General features: G+C 66.5%; 17 protein-coding genes. 13 read left to right on the top strand and 4 right to left on the bottom strand.

The features are described from left to right. Window positions 1–38: 38 nt before the first annotated feature. Window positions 39–848 (top strand): CDP-diacylglycerol--serine O-phosphatidyltransferase, encoded by an 810-nt coding sequence (gene pssA, locus A5740_RS08460; protein WP_083653976.1) that lies wholly within the window; start codon window positions 39–41, stop codon window positions 846–848. Window position 849: 1 nt separating this feature from the next. Continuing rightward, entirely contained in the window at window positions 850–3,075 is a 2,226-nt protein-coding gene (locus A5740_RS08455; protein WP_076193120.1) for an AAA family ATPase, read from the top strand. A gap of 518 nt (window positions 3,076–3,593) precedes the next feature. On the opposite strand, the gene A5740_RS08450 is transcribed toward A5740_RS08455, so the two are convergent. Both A5740_RS08450 and A5740_RS08445 read right to left on the bottom strand, forming a co-directional pair. Continuing rightward, the gene (locus A5740_RS08450; protein WP_076193118.1) at window positions 3,594–4,049 is read right to left on the bottom strand and encodes an SRPBCC family protein; all 456 of its coding nucleotides are present in this window, start codon (window positions 4,047–4,049) and stop codon (window positions 3,594–3,596) included. Between the two features lie 36 nt (window positions 4,050–4,085). Beyond that, complete coding sequence (locus A5740_RS08445) at window positions 4,086–4,667, bottom strand: TetR/AcrR family transcriptional regulator (protein ID WP_076193116.1); 582 nt, start codon at window positions 4,665–4,667, stop codon at window positions 4,086–4,088. A gap of 21 nt (window positions 4,668–4,688) precedes the next feature. Here A5740_RS08445 and A5740_RS08440 point away from each other — a divergent pair, with 21 nt between their 5' ends. The 3 genes from A5740_RS08440 (at window position 4,689) to A5740_RS08430 (ending at window position 6,080) form a co-directional block, all read left to right on the top strand. Beyond that, complete coding sequence (locus A5740_RS08440; protein ID WP_076193114.1) at window positions 4,689–5,078, top strand: hypothetical protein; 390 nt, start codon at window positions 4,689–4,691, stop codon at window positions 5,076–5,078. Further along, the gene (locus A5740_RS08435; RefSeq protein ID WP_076193112.1) at window positions 5,075–5,563 is read left to right on the top strand and encodes a hypothetical protein; all 489 of its coding nucleotides are present in this window, start codon (window positions 5,075–5,077) and stop codon (window positions 5,561–5,563) included. The genes A5740_RS08440 and A5740_RS08435 overlap by 4 nt, the downstream gene beginning before the upstream one ends. A 67-nt stretch (window positions 5,564–5,630) precedes the next feature. After that, a complete protein-coding gene (locus A5740_RS08430) occupies window positions 5,631–6,080 on the top strand; it encodes a DUF1707 domain-containing protein (RefSeq protein ID WP_076193110.1) in 450 nt (149 codons plus the stop codon). On the opposite strand, the gene A5740_RS08425 is transcribed toward A5740_RS08430, so the two are convergent. Both A5740_RS08425 and A5740_RS08420 read right to left on the bottom strand, forming a co-directional pair. Further along, window positions 6,047–6,694 (bottom strand): response regulator transcription factor, encoded by a 648-nt coding sequence (locus A5740_RS08425; RefSeq protein ID WP_076193108.1) that lies wholly within the window; start codon window positions 6,692–6,694, stop codon window positions 6,047–6,049. The genes A5740_RS08430 and A5740_RS08425 overlap by 34 nt on opposite strands. Continuing rightward, a complete protein-coding gene (locus A5740_RS08420; RefSeq protein WP_076193143.1) occupies window positions 6,694–7,653 on the bottom strand; it encodes a sensor histidine kinase in 960 nt (319 codons plus the stop codon). The genes A5740_RS08425 and A5740_RS08420 overlap by 1 nt, the downstream gene beginning before the upstream one ends. A 156-nt stretch (window positions 7,654–7,809) precedes the next feature. On the opposite strand from A5740_RS08420, the gene A5740_RS08415 reads away from it, so the two are divergent. The 8 genes from A5740_RS08415 (at window position 7,810) to mnhG (ending at window position 15,961) form a co-directional block, all read left to right on the top strand. After that, a complete protein-coding gene (locus A5740_RS08415; protein WP_254849119.1) occupies window positions 7,810–8,319 on the top strand; it encodes a CBS domain-containing protein in 510 nt (169 codons plus the stop codon). A gap of 21 nt (window positions 8,320–8,340) precedes the next feature. Continuing rightward, window positions 8,341–9,627: an SLC13 family permease gene (locus A5740_RS08410; protein ID WP_076193106.1), complete on the top strand. Its 1,287-nt coding sequence runs from the start codon at window positions 8,341–8,343 to the stop codon at window positions 9,625–9,627. A 207-nt stretch (window positions 9,628–9,834) separates the two neighbouring features. Next, entirely contained in the window at window positions 9,835–12,717 is a 2,883-nt protein-coding gene (locus A5740_RS08405) for a Na+/H+ antiporter subunit A (RefSeq protein WP_076193104.1), read from the top strand. After that, window positions 12,714–13,181 (top strand): Na(+)/H(+) antiporter subunit C, encoded by a 468-nt coding sequence (locus A5740_RS08400; RefSeq protein ID WP_076193102.1) that lies wholly within the window; start codon window positions 12,714–12,716, stop codon window positions 13,179–13,181. Before A5740_RS08405 ends, A5740_RS08400 begins: the two co-directional genes overlap by 4 nt. Beyond that, a complete protein-coding gene (locus A5740_RS08395; protein WP_076193101.1) occupies window positions 13,178–14,776 on the top strand; it encodes a Na+/H+ antiporter subunit D in 1,599 nt (532 codons plus the stop codon). Before A5740_RS08400 ends, A5740_RS08395 begins: the two co-directional genes overlap by 4 nt. Continuing rightward, on the top strand, window positions 14,773–15,315 hold the full coding sequence (locus tag A5740_RS08390) for a Na+/H+ antiporter subunit E (protein WP_076193099.1): 543 nt from the start codon (window positions 14,773–14,775) through the stop codon (window positions 15,313–15,315). Before A5740_RS08395 ends, A5740_RS08390 begins: the two co-directional genes overlap by 4 nt. Then, a complete protein-coding gene (locus A5740_RS08385) occupies window positions 15,312–15,611 on the top strand; it encodes a monovalent cation/H+ antiporter complex subunit F (RefSeq protein ID WP_076193097.1) in 300 nt (99 codons plus the stop codon). The genes A5740_RS08390 and A5740_RS08385 overlap by 4 nt, the downstream gene beginning before the upstream one ends. Next, window positions 15,608–15,961, top strand: coding sequence for a monovalent cation/H(+) antiporter subunit G (gene mnhG, locus A5740_RS08380; protein ID WP_076193096.1), 354 nt, complete (start codon window positions 15,608–15,610; stop codon window positions 15,959–15,961). The genes A5740_RS08385 and mnhG overlap by 4 nt, the downstream gene beginning before the upstream one ends. Window positions 15,962–16,436 lie beyond the last annotated feature (475 nt).

Below are 16,436 nucleotides of genomic sequence, written 5' to 3'. Positions count from 1 at the left end.
TGAAGCCGCGCATCAAACCGCCCACCTTCACGGTGCGGATGCTTCCCAGCGCGATGACGGTGGCCGCGATCTGTCTGGGCTTGTCGGCGGTCAAGATGGCGCTGGACGGCCGGCCCACCGAGTCGATGGCGTTTCTGGCGGTCGCGGCGATCCTCGATGCGCTCGACGGGCGGGTGGCCCGCATGCTCAACGCCACCTCCAAGATGGGCGAGGAGATCGATTCCCTGGCCGACGCGGTGAATTTCGGCGTGGCACCGGCCTTCATCGTCTACGGCACGCTGCTGTCGCATTCCCGCATCGGCTGGATCGTGGTGCTGCTGTACGCGGTGTGCATCGTGTTGCGGTTGGCCCGGTTCAACGCACTGCTCGACGTGGACCAGCCCGCCTACGAGAAGGAGTATTTCGTCGGCATGCCTGCTCCGGCGGGTGCCATCGGCGCGATCGGCCTGCTGGCCGCCAAAATGCAGTTCGGTGAAGGCTGGTGGACCAGCGAGTGGGCGGTGTCGATCTGGATGATCGGCGTCTCGCTGCTGGTGGTCAGCCGGATCCCGATGCGCAAGATCCACACTTTCTCGGTACCGCCGAACATGGTGGCCCCGCTGCTGGCACTGGTCGCCATCGGCGTCGCAGCCTCGGTGTTCTACGGCTACATCGTGATCATGGTGATCATCGTCGCCTACGTGATCCACATCCCGTTCGCCATCCGCACCAAGAAGTGGGTGGCCAGCCATCCCGAGTCCTGGGACGAGAAGCCGCGGCAGCGTCGCGCGGCCCGCCGCGCGATCCGACGGGGACAACCGCACCGCCGGTCGATGGCGCGTCTGGGGCTGCGGAAGCCGGGACGCTGACATGTCGCAGCTCGAGGTCGACGAAGATCCGGCACTCGGACATCTGCGCCTCACCGCGCGGCTGAACACCTCGGCTCTCGATTCACGGCGCGGGGTGGTGCGGCTCCATCCCGAAGCGATCGCCGCGTTGGGACTTCGCGAATGGGACGCGGTCTCACTGACCGGGTCGCGGACGACTGCGGCCGTCGTCGGCGTCGCTGTCGCCGGTACGCCCAGCGGTACCGCGCTACTCGACGACGTCACCTTGTCCAACGCCGGAATCCGAGAGAACGCCACGGTGATTGTGTCGCCGGTGACGGTGTACGGCGCCCGCGCCGTCACGGTGAGCGGGTCCAAATTGGCGACCGATTCGATCTCGTCGGCGACGCTGCGCCAAGCACTGCTGGGCAAGGTGATGACGGTCGGCGACACGGTGTCGCTGTTGCCCCGCGATCTGGGCCCGGGCACCTCGACGTCGGCGGCAACGGCGGCGCTGGCATCGTCGGTGGGTATCACCTGGACCTCGGAACTGTTGACGGTCACCGGTGTCGATCCGGCCGGGCCGGTGAGCATCCAGCCCAACTCGGTGGTGTCGTGGGGGTCCGGCCTTGAGCCGACCGCGACCTCGAAGGGGATGACGGATTCCACTGGCGCCCATACGGTGAGCCCCGCGCGCAGCGAGCCGACGGTCAGTTTCGACGATCTCAAAGGCGCCCACACCCAGGCCGGCAAGCTCACCGAATGGCTCAAGCTGTCTCTCGACGAGCCTCAGCTGCTCGAAACCCTCGGTGCCACGCCCAATCTCGGCGTGCTGGTGACCGGCCCCGCTGGCGTCGGCAAGGCCACCATGGTTCGGACGGTGTGTAGTGAGCGCCGGCTGGTGGAGCTCGACGGGCCCGAAGTGGGGGCCCTGGCCGCCGAGGACCGGCTGAACCGGGTGTCCAACGCGGTGGCCACGGTGCGCGACGGCGGCGGGGTGCTGTTGATCTCCGACATCGACGCACTGCTTCCCGCGACCGCCGACCGCGCTCCCGAACCGGTGGCCGCGCTGATCATCGCCGAGCTGCGGGACGCCGTGGCCACCCCCGGCGTGGCCTTCGTCGCGACGTCGGCCGTGCCCGTCGGCGTGGACCCGCGTCTGCGCGCGCCGGATCTGTGCGACCGCGAGCTGGCCCTGACCCTGCCCGACGCCGCCACTCGCAAGTCCCTGCTGGAGGTGGTGCTGCGTGGTGTCCCGACCGCCGAGCTCGACCTCCGGGAAATCGCGGACCGCACACCCGGTTTCGTGGTCGCCGATCTGGCTGCCCTGGTCCGCGAGGGTGCGCTGCGGGCCGCCTCGCGGGCCAGCGCCGACGGCAATGAGCCGGTGCTGTGGCAGGAGGATTTGACCGGTGCCCTGACCGTGATCCGGCCACTGTCGCGGTCGGCGGCCGAGGAGGTGTCGGTCGGCTCGGTCACGCTCGACGACGTCGGCGACATGGTCGAGACCAAGCAGGCGCTCACCGAGGCGGTGCTGTGGCCGCTGCAGCATCCCGACACGTTCCAGCGCCTCGGTGTCCAGCCGCCGCGCGGCGTGCTGCTCTACGGGCCGCCCGGATGCGGCAAGACTTTTGTGGTGCGGGCGCTGGCCAGCTCGGGAAAGCTCTCGGTGCATGCTGTCAAAGGCGCTGAGCTGATGGACAAGTGGGTCGGCTCCTCGGAGAAAGCCGTGCGCGAACTGTTCGCCCGAGCTCGGGATTCGGCGCCGTCGCTGGTGTTCCTCGACGAGATCGATGCGTTGGCCCCACGGCGGGGACAGAGCTTCGACTCCGGGGTGACCGACCGCGTGGTGGCCTCGCTGCTGACCGAACTCGACGGCATCGAACCGATGCGCGACGTCGTGGTACTCGGCGCGACGAACCGGCCCGATCTCATCGACCCCGCACTGCTCCGGCCCGGCCGGCTGGAGCGGCTGGTGTTCGTCGAACCGCCCGATACAGAGGCCCGTCGCGAAATCCTGCGCACGGCAGGCAAATCCATTCCACTGGCCCCCGATGTCGACCTCGATGCCCTGGCTGCCGAGTTGGACGGTTACAGCGCCGCCGATTGCGTGGCGTTGCTCCGCGAGGCGGCGATGACGGCGATGCGCCGGTCCATCGATGCGGCCGACGTCACCGCGGCCGACGTGGCGAAAGCCCGTGAGACCGTGCGCCCGTCGCTGGATGCCGCGCAGGTGCAGTCTTTGCGAGAATTCGCCGCCGGGCGCTGAGACCAGAGTGACCAGTCAGCAGCTCGGCCGGCTTGGGGTGGGCGTGCCCGGCAGTCACATTCGGCCGCTGACGGGTCACTCTGCCCGGCGGTCACATTCGGCCTCTGACGGGTCACTCTGCCCAGCAGTCACATTCGGCCTCACCGGCCGCGCCTCCGGAAGCGTTGGCCGAGTTGCCCGCCTATCCGCGACAATCGAGCGACAATCGCCTCCTGAGTCGCATAAGCATCACTTGCCCCAAAAGGGCGGGTCACATCCATCACATGGCTATCCTGACGCCTCGTTAGCATCAGCAGTCCCACGCCCAGTTAACAGCGACTCTGTCGCTCTTAGCTGGACAACCCGAAAACCGTTACTGCTGAGGCAAATACGCACTTGAGTGACACAGGTAAACAACGTCTTTGTGTCAGCAGTTAACAGGAGTTACGTACGTGGCGTTTGTCGCTGAATTGTCGCGGATAGGCGGGCACAACGCCCCCTACTCCGATCCCGGCGACCAGCGGGAAAAATGAGACTGACTACGACTCCGCCAGCGCGGCAAGCCGGTCGATCGATGCCCGTAGCTTGTCCGCAGTGGTCGCGCGGGCCCGCACCAGCCGCTTCTCATCGTTGAGCTGTGACCAGTCATAGGTGTGGGTGACCAGAGTCCGGTTGTCGCCCAACGGCTCCAACTGCCAACGCCAGAGATGGCCGGGCGGTTCTTTACCGACCTCCGAGGGACGCCATGCGATGAGTCGGCTTTCCTCGAATTCGACAATGCGATTCTCGCGGCTGCCGCCCTGCTTGATCGTCATGGTGAACACATCTCCGACCTCGCGCACCCGCTGCCCGGCGGGTGCCTCGGCCAGGTTTTCATTGCCATCCCAGCGAGGCTGTTGTGAGGGATCGGCGATCAACTCGAAAATCACCTCGGCCGGTGCGGCGATCTCTCGGCTCGCAGCGACAACTCGTGCAGCATCGGCCTCGTCATCCATAGGCGAAACCATACCCACCATTTCCGCGCCAATTCGCTACCGAACCAACAACCTCCGTGCCGCGTCGGCCAGATCTTCCTCCAGCCAAGCGGGCAGCTCGGCGTCATTGGCGTGGCGGCGCACCACGGCGTAAGGCAGGTCGACGACCGCTCGTGAGATCGCGTCCATCGACCGCGCGTCATCGCTACCGAAAATTCCGCGTGCCAGTTCGTGTATCCGCTCGATGAGTGGAGCGTTCATCGCAGCCAATGTCGCGGTGAATTGCGAGTCGGGCTCCCCGTCGAGCAGGTCACTGGGCCGCAGGGTCAACAGCAGGCGGGCATCGTCGGGCACCGAACGGGCGAAACCGATGGCAGCCACGGCCATCGCCACTGCCACCTCGACGGGGTCGGCCCCGACCGCCGACATGGCCCGGGACTGAAAACGCTCCAGTGCTCGCAGCCACGCCGCGGTCAATACGCCGTTGCGATTGCCGAAGCGGTGATACAGCGTGCCGGCCGGGGCGCCGCTGACCTTGGCGATTGCCGCCACGCTCGCGGCGCGGGGTCCTTCGGCAAGGACCAGCGCCCGAGTCGCATCCAAGATTGCGTCGGTTTCATGCTTCCGCGGAGGCGCCATGATCTAGTACGGTCCTTCTATATGGAACGTTTACCCTATATCGATGAGCATGCCATAACCGTCGACGCCGATACGGCTACGACATGGGCCGCCGTCCTGCGCACCCTGTGCGGAGATCCGGCCGACCCGCGCGCCCCGTTCGGATTCGCAATCGGTGAACGCACCCCACGCGAACGCCTGGTCCTCAAGGGCCGTCACCCCTTCTCGATCTACGAATGGATCTTCGAGCTCGACACGCTCGGCCCGCACCAGACCCGGGTGCGCTCACAAACGCGGGCGGTCTTTCCCGGCCTGCACGGGAAGATCTACCGAACCCTGGTGATCAACTCGGGCGCCCACGTGGTCGCGGTACGTCGAACACTGAAACGGATTGCGGGACAGCTTCGCCCGCGACCGGACGTGCTGGCATGATCCTGAACTGGGGCGCGACGGCCGACGAACGATCCGCCACACTGCCGTGCGATGCACTGGCCCCCGACGCCGCGATGTGGGCGGACCGGGCCATCAGCATCGCCGCCTCGCCGGCGACAGTATTCGGCTGGCTCTGCCAACTCCGCGTCGCGCCGTACAGCTACGACCTGATCGACAACCTCGGTCGACGGAGCCCGCAAACCCGCGACCCGGACCTGACCGCACTTCGGGTCGGCCAACGCTTCATGCAGATCTTCACGCTGGACTCGTTCATCGAGGGCGGGCATATCACGCTGCGATCCGGAACGGTCGCGGTCACGTATGCCACCCGAGCCGAAGCCGGCGGCACTCGATTGCACGTGCGGGTGCGTTTCGGCGCGAACCGGATCCTCGGCTGGGCGCTGGCACTGGGTGACGTGGTGATGATGCGCAAACAGCTGCTCACCCTGCGCGGGTTGGCCGAACAGGAAACGGCCAAAACCTAAATCTTGACGGTGACTAGTTACGGTGGCATAGTACAACTTGTCATTGACTAGATTCACGGGAGTTGAAATGGCCGACACCGCCTTACACACCGTTGAAACCGCCCGCGCCGGTGACCGGGAACGGGAACGAACCGCGAACGACCTCGGGCAGGCACTCACCCAGGGCTACCTGACGATGCCGGAGTATGAGGACCGCCTGCAGTCGGCGTTTCGGGCGCAGACCACCGACGAGTTGCGACGACTCGTCTCCGATCTACCCGTCACTCGGCTCCGCCGTCACGATCCCCGCCGCCGCGCCGCACAACAGCGCACTGCCCGCATGAGCGTCAGGATTCACCTGGCCGGCTACGTCGCCGGATCGCTGCTGATGCTCGGCATCTGGCTGGCCGTTGGCCTAGGTGGTGGCGGTTGGTACTTCTGGCCGGTCTGGCCGATCATGGGTTGGGGCATCGGGGTTGTGTCCCATGTGATTCCGGTGTGGGCTCACGGTTCGATGAGCCCGGCTCGGATCGCGTAACGCGTCAACGCCAACCGATCCCGCAGACCGAGCTTGGCCAGGATGTTGGTGCGGTGTCGGTCGACGGTCTTGGCGCTGATCGTCAGCGTCGAAGCGACCTCGCGCGTCGAGTACCCCTCGGCGATCAGCTTGAGCACCTCCTCCTCACGCGGCGTGAGAATGTTGTGCGGCAGCTCGTCTCCTTGGCGCGAACGGTGCAGATAATCGCGGATCAACGCCGTCACGGCCCCCGCATACAAGAACGGCTCACCACGCATCGTGGCTCGACAGGCCTCCAGCAGGTCGCGGTCGGCCACGGATTTCAACACATATCCCGAAGCCCCAGCCTTGAGCGCCTCGAAAAAATACTGCTCGTTGTCGTACATCGACAGGATCAGGATGCGCACGTGCGGGTGGGTCCGGTTGATCTCCCGGGCGGCCTGCAGCCCCGTCATCCGTGGCATCGCGATGTCCAGGATCGCCAGATCCACCGGTGTCGTCTCGACCGCGCTCAACGCCTCGTATCCATCGGCCGCTTCACTCACCACCTGCAGATCAGGTTCGGCATCGATGATCATTCGCAATCCACTCCGGACCAGGGCGTGATCGTCGGCAAGCAGGATTCGGGCAGTCATCAGAGCGGGATCACCAACCGCACCTCGGTGCCGCCGTCCGGCGGGGACGTGATGCTCAAGGCGGCGTTCACCAGCAGGGCCCGCTCGCGCATGCCGGTGATGCCGGCACCTTCGACATCCACACCGCCGCAACCGTCGTCAGCCACCCGCAGCGTCAGTTCGCGCTCGGAGGTATGCAGATCCACCCACACCTTGCGCGCCCCGGAATGGCGCGCCACATTGGTCAATCCTTCCTGGGCGATGCGGTAACACACCAACTCCACATCGGAGCACAACCGATCCGCATGCACGGCAATGTGTTTGACCACCGCAATGTCGGATGCCTGGGCGAAGTCGCTGCACAGGGCGTTCAGCGCGCTGTGCAGACCGAGGTCCTCCAACGCATCCGGTCGCAGCCGTCGGGCGATGTCGCGTACCTCGTCGAGACTGGCCCGCACGATTTCCTGCGCATCGACGAGTTCGGCGTGGATCGACTCCGGCGACCGGTCGACGGCCCGTTTGAGCGTGAGCAGCGCGACGGTCAGCGTCTGCCCGATCTCGTCGTGCAATTCCCGCGCGATGCGCTGACGCTCGTTTTCCTGGGCAGCCAACGCCGATGCGCTCGCGGTGGTCCGTTCGGTCTCCAACCGATCGAGCATCGCGTTGAACGATTCGATCAGGTGCTGCAGATCGCCGCTGTCGCGGTCGTCGACACGATCGCTGCGCTTGGGCGGATCGACTCGCCGCATCGACGCGGCGAGCCGATCCAGTGGGGCAAGACTGGACCGCAGGAGTACGGCGTTGGCGGTCAACATCACCACCAAACCGACCAACAGGACCGGGATTTCGGTGGCTCTGATGCGGGTGGACACCGACGCCGGCGATACCGCCAGAACCAGCGTGCCCAGCGTGAAGATCAACCCGTTGATCAGGAACACCCGCCGGAACAACGCGGCCGCCGGGGTGCGCGCCGGTTTCACCACACCAGCGTGACCCGCGGACGGTGCTCTTGTCCATACAGGCAGAACCCCCCGCCGAATGGGTGTCTGCCCTGATGTTCACCGCCCACCAGCACAAACACACTTGAAACGACAGCGGGAGGAGCAAAGACGCGATTCGATCGGAGAACAAGGACCATGACACTGCGGACGACACCGACGACGACACTGGCGCATTGGAACGAGCTCATGCAGGCACATGAAATCGCGGCCCACCTACCGACGGTTCGAATCGATGATCCGGTCTCCAAAGCCGTCCAGCTCATGGTGGTCAACCGATTGCCCGGGCTGGTGGTGGTCGACGACGACGATCGTCCGGTGGCGGTGCTGCCGGGCACTCAGGTGCTGCGGTTGGCGATTCCCGAGTCCTACCAAGACGATCCGGCGTTGGTCCGCACCGTCGACGAAATTCACGCCGACCTGTTCTGGCACGGTCCCGGCAAGCTCACCGTGGGTGACTGCCTTCCGGGGCCCGCCACCAAACCGGCGACCGTGACGCCCGACGCGACACTGTTGGAGATCGCCACGGTGATGGCCAACAAGCGCAGCCCGCTGATCGCCGTCGTCGACCGCGGCGGACGGCTCACCGGAGCGGTCACACTCGAGCGGCTGTTGACCAGTCTTGCGGTCGCCGGTCCCGGCGACTGACTCCGGCACCTCACTCCCCCCATGTTGGCCCCGGTCCTGGCGCTGACGATCTTCGTCGTCGCCTTCTGGTTCATTGCCACCGAACGAGCCGACAAGGTCAAGACCGTCCTGGTGGCCGCGGGTCTGATGGCCCTGCTCGGGCTGATCCCCGGCGCGCAGGTGTTCTACTCCGAGCACCAGGGCATCGACTGGAACGTCATCTTCTTGTTGCTCGGGATGATGGTGATCGTCGGCGTCATCAAACAGACGGGGCTGTTCGACTTCCTGGCGATCTGGGCCGCCAAACGCTCCCGCGGCAATCCGTTCCGGCTGATGGTCATGCTGATGGCGATCACGGCCTTCGCCTCGCCGGTGCTCGACAACGTGACGATCATCTTGCTGATCGCCCCGGTCACCCTGGTGATCTGCGACCGGTTGCGTATCGCGCCGCAGCCCTATCTGATCGCCGAGGTGCTGGCCTCCAACATCGGCGGCGCCGCCACCCTGATCGGTGACCCGCCGAACATCATCATCGGCAGCCGCGCCGGCCTGAGCTTCAACGACTTCCTGATCCACATGGCACCGATCGTCGTCGTGATCTTCGCGCTGTTCGTGTTGTTCACCCGGGTGTTGTTCCGCGCAGATCTGCGCGCCGATCAAGTGCACGTCGACGAGGTGATGGCGCTGCAGGAACGCCGGGCGATCAAGGACAAGCGGCTGCTGTTGCGATCCCTTCTGGTGCTCAACCTGGTGATCGTCGGGTTCGCGTTGCATTCGGTGCTGCATGTCGCGCCATCGATCGTTGCGCTGCTGGGGGCCGGTGCGATGTTGTTGATCACCGACATCGACGTCGCCGAGGTGCTGCCCGAGGTGGAATGGCCCACGCTCGTGTTCTTCATGGGGCTGTTCGTCATGGTAGCCGGCCTGGTGCACACCGGGGTGATCGGTGCACTCGGTTCGGTGGGAGAGTCGGCCTTCGGCGACAACTGGTTCGCCGCGGCCACGGCGTTGCTGTTCGGGTCCTCGGTGGTGGGCGCGTTCGTCGACAACATTCCCTACACGGCGACGATGACGCCGGTCGTCGAGGACATGGTGGCCCAAGCTCCGGATGCGCACACCGGCCAGGCGCTGTGGTGGGCGTTCGCCCTGGGCGCCTGCTTCAGCGGCAACGGCACCGCCATCGCCGCCAGCGCCAACGTGGTGGCTCTCGGCATCGCCAAGCGGGCCGGGCATCCGATCAGCTTCTGGCATTTCACCCGCTACGGCATCGTCGTCACCGCGCTGAGTACCGCTCTGGCCTGGGGGTACGTCTGGCTGCGGTACTTCTGATGGCTACACGATGGCGGGGCAGCACCGGAACTCCTTCAGCCACCGGAAGATTCATCCCAACCCCGGGCGGAGCCTTTACCGACCCGGGGCCACGACAACGGCCCACGTAGAATGGGGTAACACCAGTCATTAGCCACTTACGCCGATGCTCTTCGCGCAAGCGCTCATCGGTGGCCGACACCCCGACCCCAACCCGATCGGAGTGCCATGCTCGCCGTCCTCCTCGCCCACGCGGTCGCCACCGCGCTGGCGCCACTTCTGGTGGCCAGATGGGGACGGAGGGCGTTCTATCCGCTCGCGCTGGTGCCGCTGGGCTCGCTGGCCTGGGTCGCGCTGAACTGGCCCAGCCATGATCGCGTGCCCACGCTGAACATCCCGTGGGTGCCCGAACTGTCGATGGACATCGCGCTGCGGTTCGACTCGCTTGCCGCGATCATGAGCGTGCTGGTGCTGGCGATCGGTGCGCTCGTGCTGTTCTACTGCGGCGAGTACTTCCACCATCACGACGGACGGATCGAGAAGCGCCTACCCAGCTTCGCCGCCGAGCTGGTCGCTTTCTCGGGGTCCATGTTCGGCCTGGTGATCAGCGACAACATGCTGGTGCTCTACATCTTCTGGGAAACCACCACGGTGCTGTCGTTCCTGCTCGTCGGCCATTACGCCGAGCGGGCCACCAGCCGCCGCGCGGCCACCCAGGCCCTGTTGGTGACGACGTTCGGCGGGTTGGCGATGCTGGTCGGCATCATCGTGCTGGGCAATCTGGCCGGCACCTACCTGTTGTCGGAGCTGATCGCGGCGCCGCCGGCGGGGACGGCGGCTGCCATCGGGGTGGCGCTCATTCTCGTCGGCGCCCTGTCGAAGTCGGCCATCGTGCCGCTGCACTTCTGGCTGCCCGGCGCCATGGCCGCCCCCACTCCGGTGAGCGCCTACCTGCACGCCGCGGCCATGGTGAAGGCCGGTGTCTACCTGGTGGCGCGCATGGCGCCCGGGTTCGCCGACACCTCGTTCTGGCGTCCGATGGTGGTGGGCCTCGGGCTGGTGACCATGCTGCTGGCCGGCTGGCGCGCGGTCCGCGAATACGACCTCAAACTCATCCTGGCGTTCGGCACGGTCAGCCAGCTGGGTCTGATCACCGTGATGGTCGGCACCGGCGGCAGCGACATGATGCTGGCCGGCCTGGCCATGCTCTGCGCACACGCGATGTTCAAGGCGTCGCTGTTCATGGTGGTCGGCGTGATCGACCACGCCACCGGCACCCGCGACATTCGCCGCCTGGCCGGCCTGGGCCGTCAACACCGGCCACTGTTCGTCATCGCGGTCGCCGCCACCGCGAGCATGGCCGCCCTGCCGCCGTTCTTCGGTTTCGTCGCCAAGGAAGCCGACCTGGAGACGGTGTTGCACAGCCCGGCGTTGGGCTCGACCGCCCCGTACGTGCTCACCGGCATCGTGGTCGGCTCGGTGTTCACCACGATCTACAGCCTGCGGTTCATGTGGGGCGCGTTCGCGGACAAGGGCTCACCGGAACCGAGCGCCCGGGTGGCCGAGATGCACCGCCCGTCGGTGGTCTTCCTCACGCCGCCGGCCGTCCTGGCCATGGCCGGTCTGCTTTTCGGGCTGTGGCCGGCCGGGCTCGACTCGGTGCTCGACGAGTATGCCGACACCATGCCCGGCGGGTCCGGCTATCACCTGGCGCTGTGGCACGGCTTCGGCTTGCCGCTGGTGTTGTCGGTCGTGGTGCTGGCCGTGGGCACCGCGGTGTTCGTCACCCGTCGTCGCCTGCCCCGTGCCCGGTTCGCCTATCAGCCGCTGGGCAACGCCGACCGCATGTACGACGCGACGATCCGGGCGCTGGACGTGGTCTCACTGCGCCTGACCGGGTCGACGCAACGTGGTTCGCTGCCTGCCACGCAGTCGGTGATCCTGTGCACGCTGGTGGCACTGCCCCTCGCGACTTTGATCCTGGGCGCGCGCGACCATCCCGATTTCGCGTTGTGGGACTCGCCGCTGCAGGTGGTGGTCGGGTTGCTGATGTTGGCCGCCGCGGTGGGAGCGATCGTGATGCGCAACCGTCTGGCCGCGGTGCTGCTGGTCGGGGTGACCGGCTACGGCTGCGGCGCCATCTTCGCCTTCCACGGCGCCCCCGACCTGGCGTTGACCCAATTCCTGGTCGAGACATTGGTTTTGGTGATCTTCGTGCTGGTGCTGCGGACCCTGCCGGCCGAGGCCGACGCCGCCAACATCAACAGCCACCGCCTGCCGCGGGCGCTGCTGGCCCTGGCGGTCGGCGTCACCGTCACGTCCCTGGCCGTCTACGCCATGGCCGCCCGCAACGGCGTCGGCATCGCCGAACTGTTGCCCGATGCCGCCTACTACCGCGGCCACGGCGCCAACACCGTCAACGTACTGCTGGTCGACATCCGCGCCTGGGACACCATGGGCGAGATCATGGTGCTGCTGGTCGCCGCGACGGGCGTGGCCTCGCTGGTGTTCCGGCACCGCCGTTTCGGCACCGCGCCCCGGGTCAGCGCAGCGCCCGGGCAACCCGACATCGGGCCCGTCGGCGCCTACAGCCCGGCCATCGGCGACGTCACCTGGTTGCGCGGGTCCGAACTACGCGATCCGCGGTACCGGTCACTGGTGCTGGAGGTCGCCACCCGGGTGATCTTCCCGCTGATCATGGTGTTGTCGGCGTACTTCTTCTTCGCCGGGCACAACACGCCCGGCGGCGGATTCGCCGGTGGGCTCACCGCGGGTCTGGCCCTGGTGTTGCGCTATCTGGCCGGTGGCCGCTACGAACTCGGCGAGACGCTGCCGTTGGACGCCGGCAAGATCCTGGGCACCGGGTTGGGTCTGTCGGCCGGCACGGCCGTGGTCTCCATCCTGCTGGGCGCCCCGGCCCTGTCTTCGGCGGTTCTGCAGTTCGACCTACCGGTGTTCGGCCATGTCAAGCTCGTCACCGCGCTGTTCTTCGACCTGGGTGTCTACCTCATCGTGGTCGGACTGGTACTGGACGTGCTACGCAGCCTCGGGGCGCGGGTGGACGTCGAAACCACCGGTGTCCCGGCGACTTCGAAGGCGATGACGCGATGACGACGTTCATGATTCCGCTGATCATCATCGGCGGCCTGACCAGCGCCGGGGTATATCTGCTGCTCGAGCGCAACCTGACCCGAATGTTGTTGGGACTGTTGCTGATCGGCAACGCGGTCAACCTGCTGATCCTGACCGTCGGTGGGGCCGGCGGCAATCCGCCGATCCGTGGCCGCACCAGCAACGGGGCATCGTCCACCGCTGATCCCCTGGCGCAGGGCATGATCCTGACCGCCATCGTCATCAGCATGGGGATCGCGGCGTTCGTGCTGGCCCTGGCTTACCGGTCCTATCGGTTGACCACAGTCGAAGAAGTCAGTAACGACCCCGAGGACACCCGCGTCTCGCAGCAGGCCGGCGCCGAGCCAGGCGCCGACGACGAGGTTCCCGAACCCGAAACCCACCTGGACACCGACGCGCCCGACGAACTCGATGCGCTGCCCGGATTCGAGGGTTCGAAATGACGCCCCAGGCGCTGATCCCGCTGCCGGTGCTCATCCCGGCGCTGGCCGCGGCGATCACGTTGGTGGCCGGACGTCGTCCGCAATTACAGCGGCTGATCACCCAGATCGCGCTGGCGGCCGTGGTTGCGGTGTGTGCGGCCCTGCTGTATCTGGCCGATCGCGACGGCACCCTGGTGCTGCACGTCGGCGGCTGGGGGCAGAGCGTGCCCGGCATGGGGCCGCTGGGGATCACCTTGGTGGTCGACCGGCTGTCGGCGTTGATGTTGGTGGTGTCTTCGATCGTGTTGCTCGCGGTGGTCGCCTACGCCATCGGGCAGGGTATCCGCGACGGCGACGAACGCCAGCCGGTGTCGATCTTCATGCCGACCTACCTGGTGCTGTCGGCCGGGGTGTGTACCGCATTCCTGGCCGGTGACCTGTTCAACCTGTTCGTCGGGTTCGAGGTACTGCTGTCGGCGAGCTTCGTGCTGTTGACGATCGGGGCCAGCGAGGAACGCGTCCGGGCCGGCATCTCCTACGTGATGGTGTCGATGGTGTCGTCGCTGATCTTCCTGATCGGCATCGCCCTGGTCTACGCCGCCACCGGCACCCTGAACCTGGCCGAGCTGGCCGTACGCCTCGATGACGTACCCACCGGAACCCGTAACGCGTTGTTCGCGGTGCTGCTGGTGGCCTTCGGCATCAAGGCGGCGGTGTTCCCGCTGTCGACGTGGTTGCCCGACTCGTATCCGACCGCGCCGGCCCCGGTCACCGCGGTGTTCGCCGGGTTGCTGACGAAAGTCGGTGTGTACGCGATCATCCGGGCGCACGCATTGTTGTTCCCCGGCGGCAGCCTGGACTCGGTGCTGCTGGTGGCCGGACTGCTGACCATGGTGATCGGCATTCTCGGTGCCATCGCCCAGAGCGACATCAAGCGGTTGTTGTCGTTCACGCTCGTCAGCCACATCGGTTACATGGTGTTCGGTGTCGCGCTGGGCAACGAGCTCGGCATGTCCGGGGCGATCTATTACGTCGCCCACCACATCGTGGTGCAGACGACGCTGTTCCTGGTGGTCGGGCTGATCGAGCGGCAGGCCGGCGCGTCCACCCTCAACCGCCTCGGCGGGCTGGCCGCGGCGAGCCCGGTACTGGCCTTCGTGTTCGTCGTCCCCGCGCTGAATCTGGGTGGGATCCCGCCGTTCTCGGGCTTCATCGGCAAGGTGGCATTGCTCGAGGCCGGGGCCGCCAACGGGTCGGTGCTGGCCTGGATCCTGGTGGCCGGCGGCGTCGTCACGAGCCTGTTGACGCTGTATGTCGTGGCCCGGGTGTGGACGAAGGCGTTCTGGCGGTCCCGTGCCGACGCCCCTGAAGGGCACTTGTCGGCCGCCGCTCCGGCGGTCCTGCTCGACGATTCCGAAGACATCGAGTTCGCCGACCGCGACAGCGTCGGCCGGATGCCGGTCGGCATGCTGGTCCCGACGGCCGCGCTGATCGTCGTCGGATTGGTGCTGACGGTCGCGGCCGGTCCGATCTTCGGCTACGGCGAACGGTCGGCGGCCGAGGTGCTCGACCGCGGGCAGTACATCTCGGCAGTGCTGGGAGGTTCACCCCGATGAGACATCTCGTGCTTCGGGTCTGGCTGGTGTGCTTCCTGACGCTGGTCTGGGTGCTGCTGTGGGGCCACTTCAGCGTCGCCAATGTGGCCAGCGGACTTGCGGTGGCACTGGTCATCACCGTGTTGCTGCCGCTACCGTCGGTGCCGGTCGAGGGCCGACTGCACCCGTTGTCGCTGGTGAAACTTGTTGCGGTGGTCGGCTACTACATGGTGTTGTCGTCTTTCCAGGTGGCTTGGTTGGCGATCCGGCCTGGCCCACCGCCGCTGGTCGCCGTGCTGCGCGCCAACCTGCCGACTCTGAAATCCGATCTCGTGCTGGCCCTGGCCGTCAACATCTTCAACGTCATTCCCGGCACGATCGTGCTGGAGATCGATCAGGCTCGCCGGATTCTCTACATGCACGTCATCGACGTCGGCTCGGAAAGCACGGTGCAGCGGTTCTACCGTCAGGTCGAGCAGATTCAGCGGATGTTGGTGGCCGCCTTTGAGCGGCAAAGCGATTGGCAACCGTCGGCCGAGCGGGAGGCGGGTCACACATGATGACGGTCTGGATCATCGCGGCGGTCATGCTGACCGCCGCGGCCGCGATCACGATGTTCCGCGTCCTGGCCGGGCCGAGCACGCTGGATCGGCTGGTCGCGCTGGACACCCTGATCGCGGTGACGATGTGCGGTATCGGCACCTGGGCAGCGTTCAGCCTCGACACCACGGTCACCTACAGCCTGACCGCGCTGGCGTTGATCAGCTTCGTCGGCTCGGTGAGCGTGGCCCGCTTCCGCGTGCCGGACACCGACGATCGCCGGCCGCGGCTCCGACCCCGACGGGGGCCGCGATGAACATCCTCGACATCCTCACCGCGGTGCTGATTCTCAGTGGATCCACCTTGGCGTTGACGGCGGCGATCGGGGTGGTCCGTTTCCCTGACACGCTCTCACGCATGCACGCGGCCACCAAGCCGCAGGTGCTCGGCCTGCTGTTGGTGTTGGCGGGTGCAGCCATCCGGCTGCGCGGCCACGCCGACATCGGCATGGTCATCCTGACCGGATTGTTCACCTTGATCACCGCACCGGTGATCGCCAATCGCGTCGGCCAGCTCGCCTACCACGAGCAGAACATCCGCGACGATCTGCTGACCCGTGACGAGATGGCCGAACTCGACGAGACGGGCAGCGCCGACGGGGAGTGAGGGGCGGCGTCACAGAGACAGGGCGTCACAGTGGCACAGCGTCACGGCGTCACGGCGTGGCAGAGGCGCGGAGCCGCAGAGCACGTCGGCGGGGCCTCACACTGTGTCCGACCACATCGGTCGTCGTTGCCGGAGCGATATCCGATGTGCCCGACTGTTAGCGACAATCGAGCGACAATCGCCACACCAGCAACAGTTAACTCGCCAAAACCATTGTCGCTCACGGTTTTTGACACATGTACACCACCAGTCGCATCAGCATCATCTGTCCAATGTCCGACTGTCAGCGACTCCGTCGCTGATAGCTGGGCAACGCAAAATCCGTGACGAGCGAGGCAGCTGGGGCGTGAGCGACGGGAGTCGTCATCGGCCACGTGACAATCGGTGCCGGCGGTGCCCACGCGGCGATAGTCGCTGAAAAGTCGCGCATAGGCGGGCAGATCGGCACCCAGTCCCATCACGCGACACGCCGAAG

The organism is Mycobacterium sp. GA-1841, assembly GCF_001954135.1.
Taxonomy (GTDB): domain Bacteria; phylum Actinomycetota; class Actinomycetes; order Mycobacteriales; family Mycobacteriaceae; genus Mycobacterium.
This window is presented reverse-complemented; position numbering and strand designations above follow the sequence as displayed.

What these genes read in the sequence shown, in the direction of transcription:
- A5740_RS08400 (WP_076193102.1), top strand. Translation starts at nt 12,714, where the DNA reads ATGACGACGTTCATGATTCCGCTGATCATCATCGGCGGCCTGACCAGC.
- A5740_RS08455 (WP_076193120.1), top strand. Translation starts at nt 850, where the DNA reads ATGTCGCAGCTCGAGGTCGACGAAGATCCGGCACTCGGACATCTGCGC.
- A5740_RS08390 (WP_076193099.1), top strand. Translation starts at nt 14,773, where the DNA reads ATGAGACATCTCGTGCTTCGGGTCTGGCTGGTGTGCTTCCTGACGCTG.
- A5740_RS08435 (WP_076193112.1), top strand. Translation starts at nt 5,075, where the DNA reads ATGATCCTGAACTGGGGCGCGACGGCCGACGAACGATCCGCCACACTG.
- pssA (WP_083653976.1), top strand. Translation starts at nt 39, where the DNA reads ATGCTTCCCAGCGCGATGACGGTGGCCGCGATCTGTCTGGGCTTGTCG.
- A5740_RS08425 (WP_076193108.1), bottom strand. Translation starts at nt 6,694, where the DNA reads ATGACTGCCCGAATCCTGCTTGCCGACGATCACGCCCTGGTCCGGAGT.
- A5740_RS08385 (WP_076193097.1), top strand. Translation starts at nt 15,312, where the DNA reads ATGATGACGGTCTGGATCATCGCGGCGGTCATGCTGACCGCCGCGGCC.
- mnhG (WP_076193096.1), top strand. Translation starts at nt 15,608, where the DNA reads ATGAACATCCTCGACATCCTCACCGCGGTGCTGATTCTCAGTGGATCC.
- A5740_RS08445 (WP_076193116.1), bottom strand. Translation starts at nt 4,667, where the DNA reads ATGGCGCCTCCGCGGAAGCATGAAACCGACGCAATCTTGGATGCGACT.
- A5740_RS08450 (WP_076193118.1), bottom strand. Translation starts at nt 4,049, where the DNA reads ATGGATGACGAGGCCGATGCTGCACGAGTTGTCGCTGCGAGCCGAGAG.
- A5740_RS08440 (WP_076193114.1), top strand. Translation starts at nt 4,689, where the DNA reads ATGGAACGTTTACCCTATATCGATGAGCATGCCATAACCGTCGACGCC.
- A5740_RS08405 (WP_076193104.1), top strand. Translation starts at nt 9,835, where the DNA reads ATGCTCGCCGTCCTCCTCGCCCACGCGGTCGCCACCGCGCTGGCGCCA.
- A5740_RS08430 (WP_076193110.1), top strand. Translation starts at nt 5,631, where the DNA reads ATGGCCGACACCGCCTTACACACCGTTGAAACCGCCCGCGCCGGTGAC.
- A5740_RS08395 (WP_076193101.1), top strand. Translation starts at nt 13,178, where the DNA reads ATGACGCCCCAGGCGCTGATCCCGCTGCCGGTGCTCATCCCGGCGCTG.
- A5740_RS08415 (WP_254849119.1), top strand. Translation starts at nt 7,810, where the DNA reads ATGACACTGCGGACGACACCGACGACGACACTGGCGCATTGGAACGAG.
- A5740_RS08410 (WP_076193106.1), top strand. Translation starts at nt 8,341, where the DNA reads ATGTTGGCCCCGGTCCTGGCGCTGACGATCTTCGTCGTCGCCTTCTGG.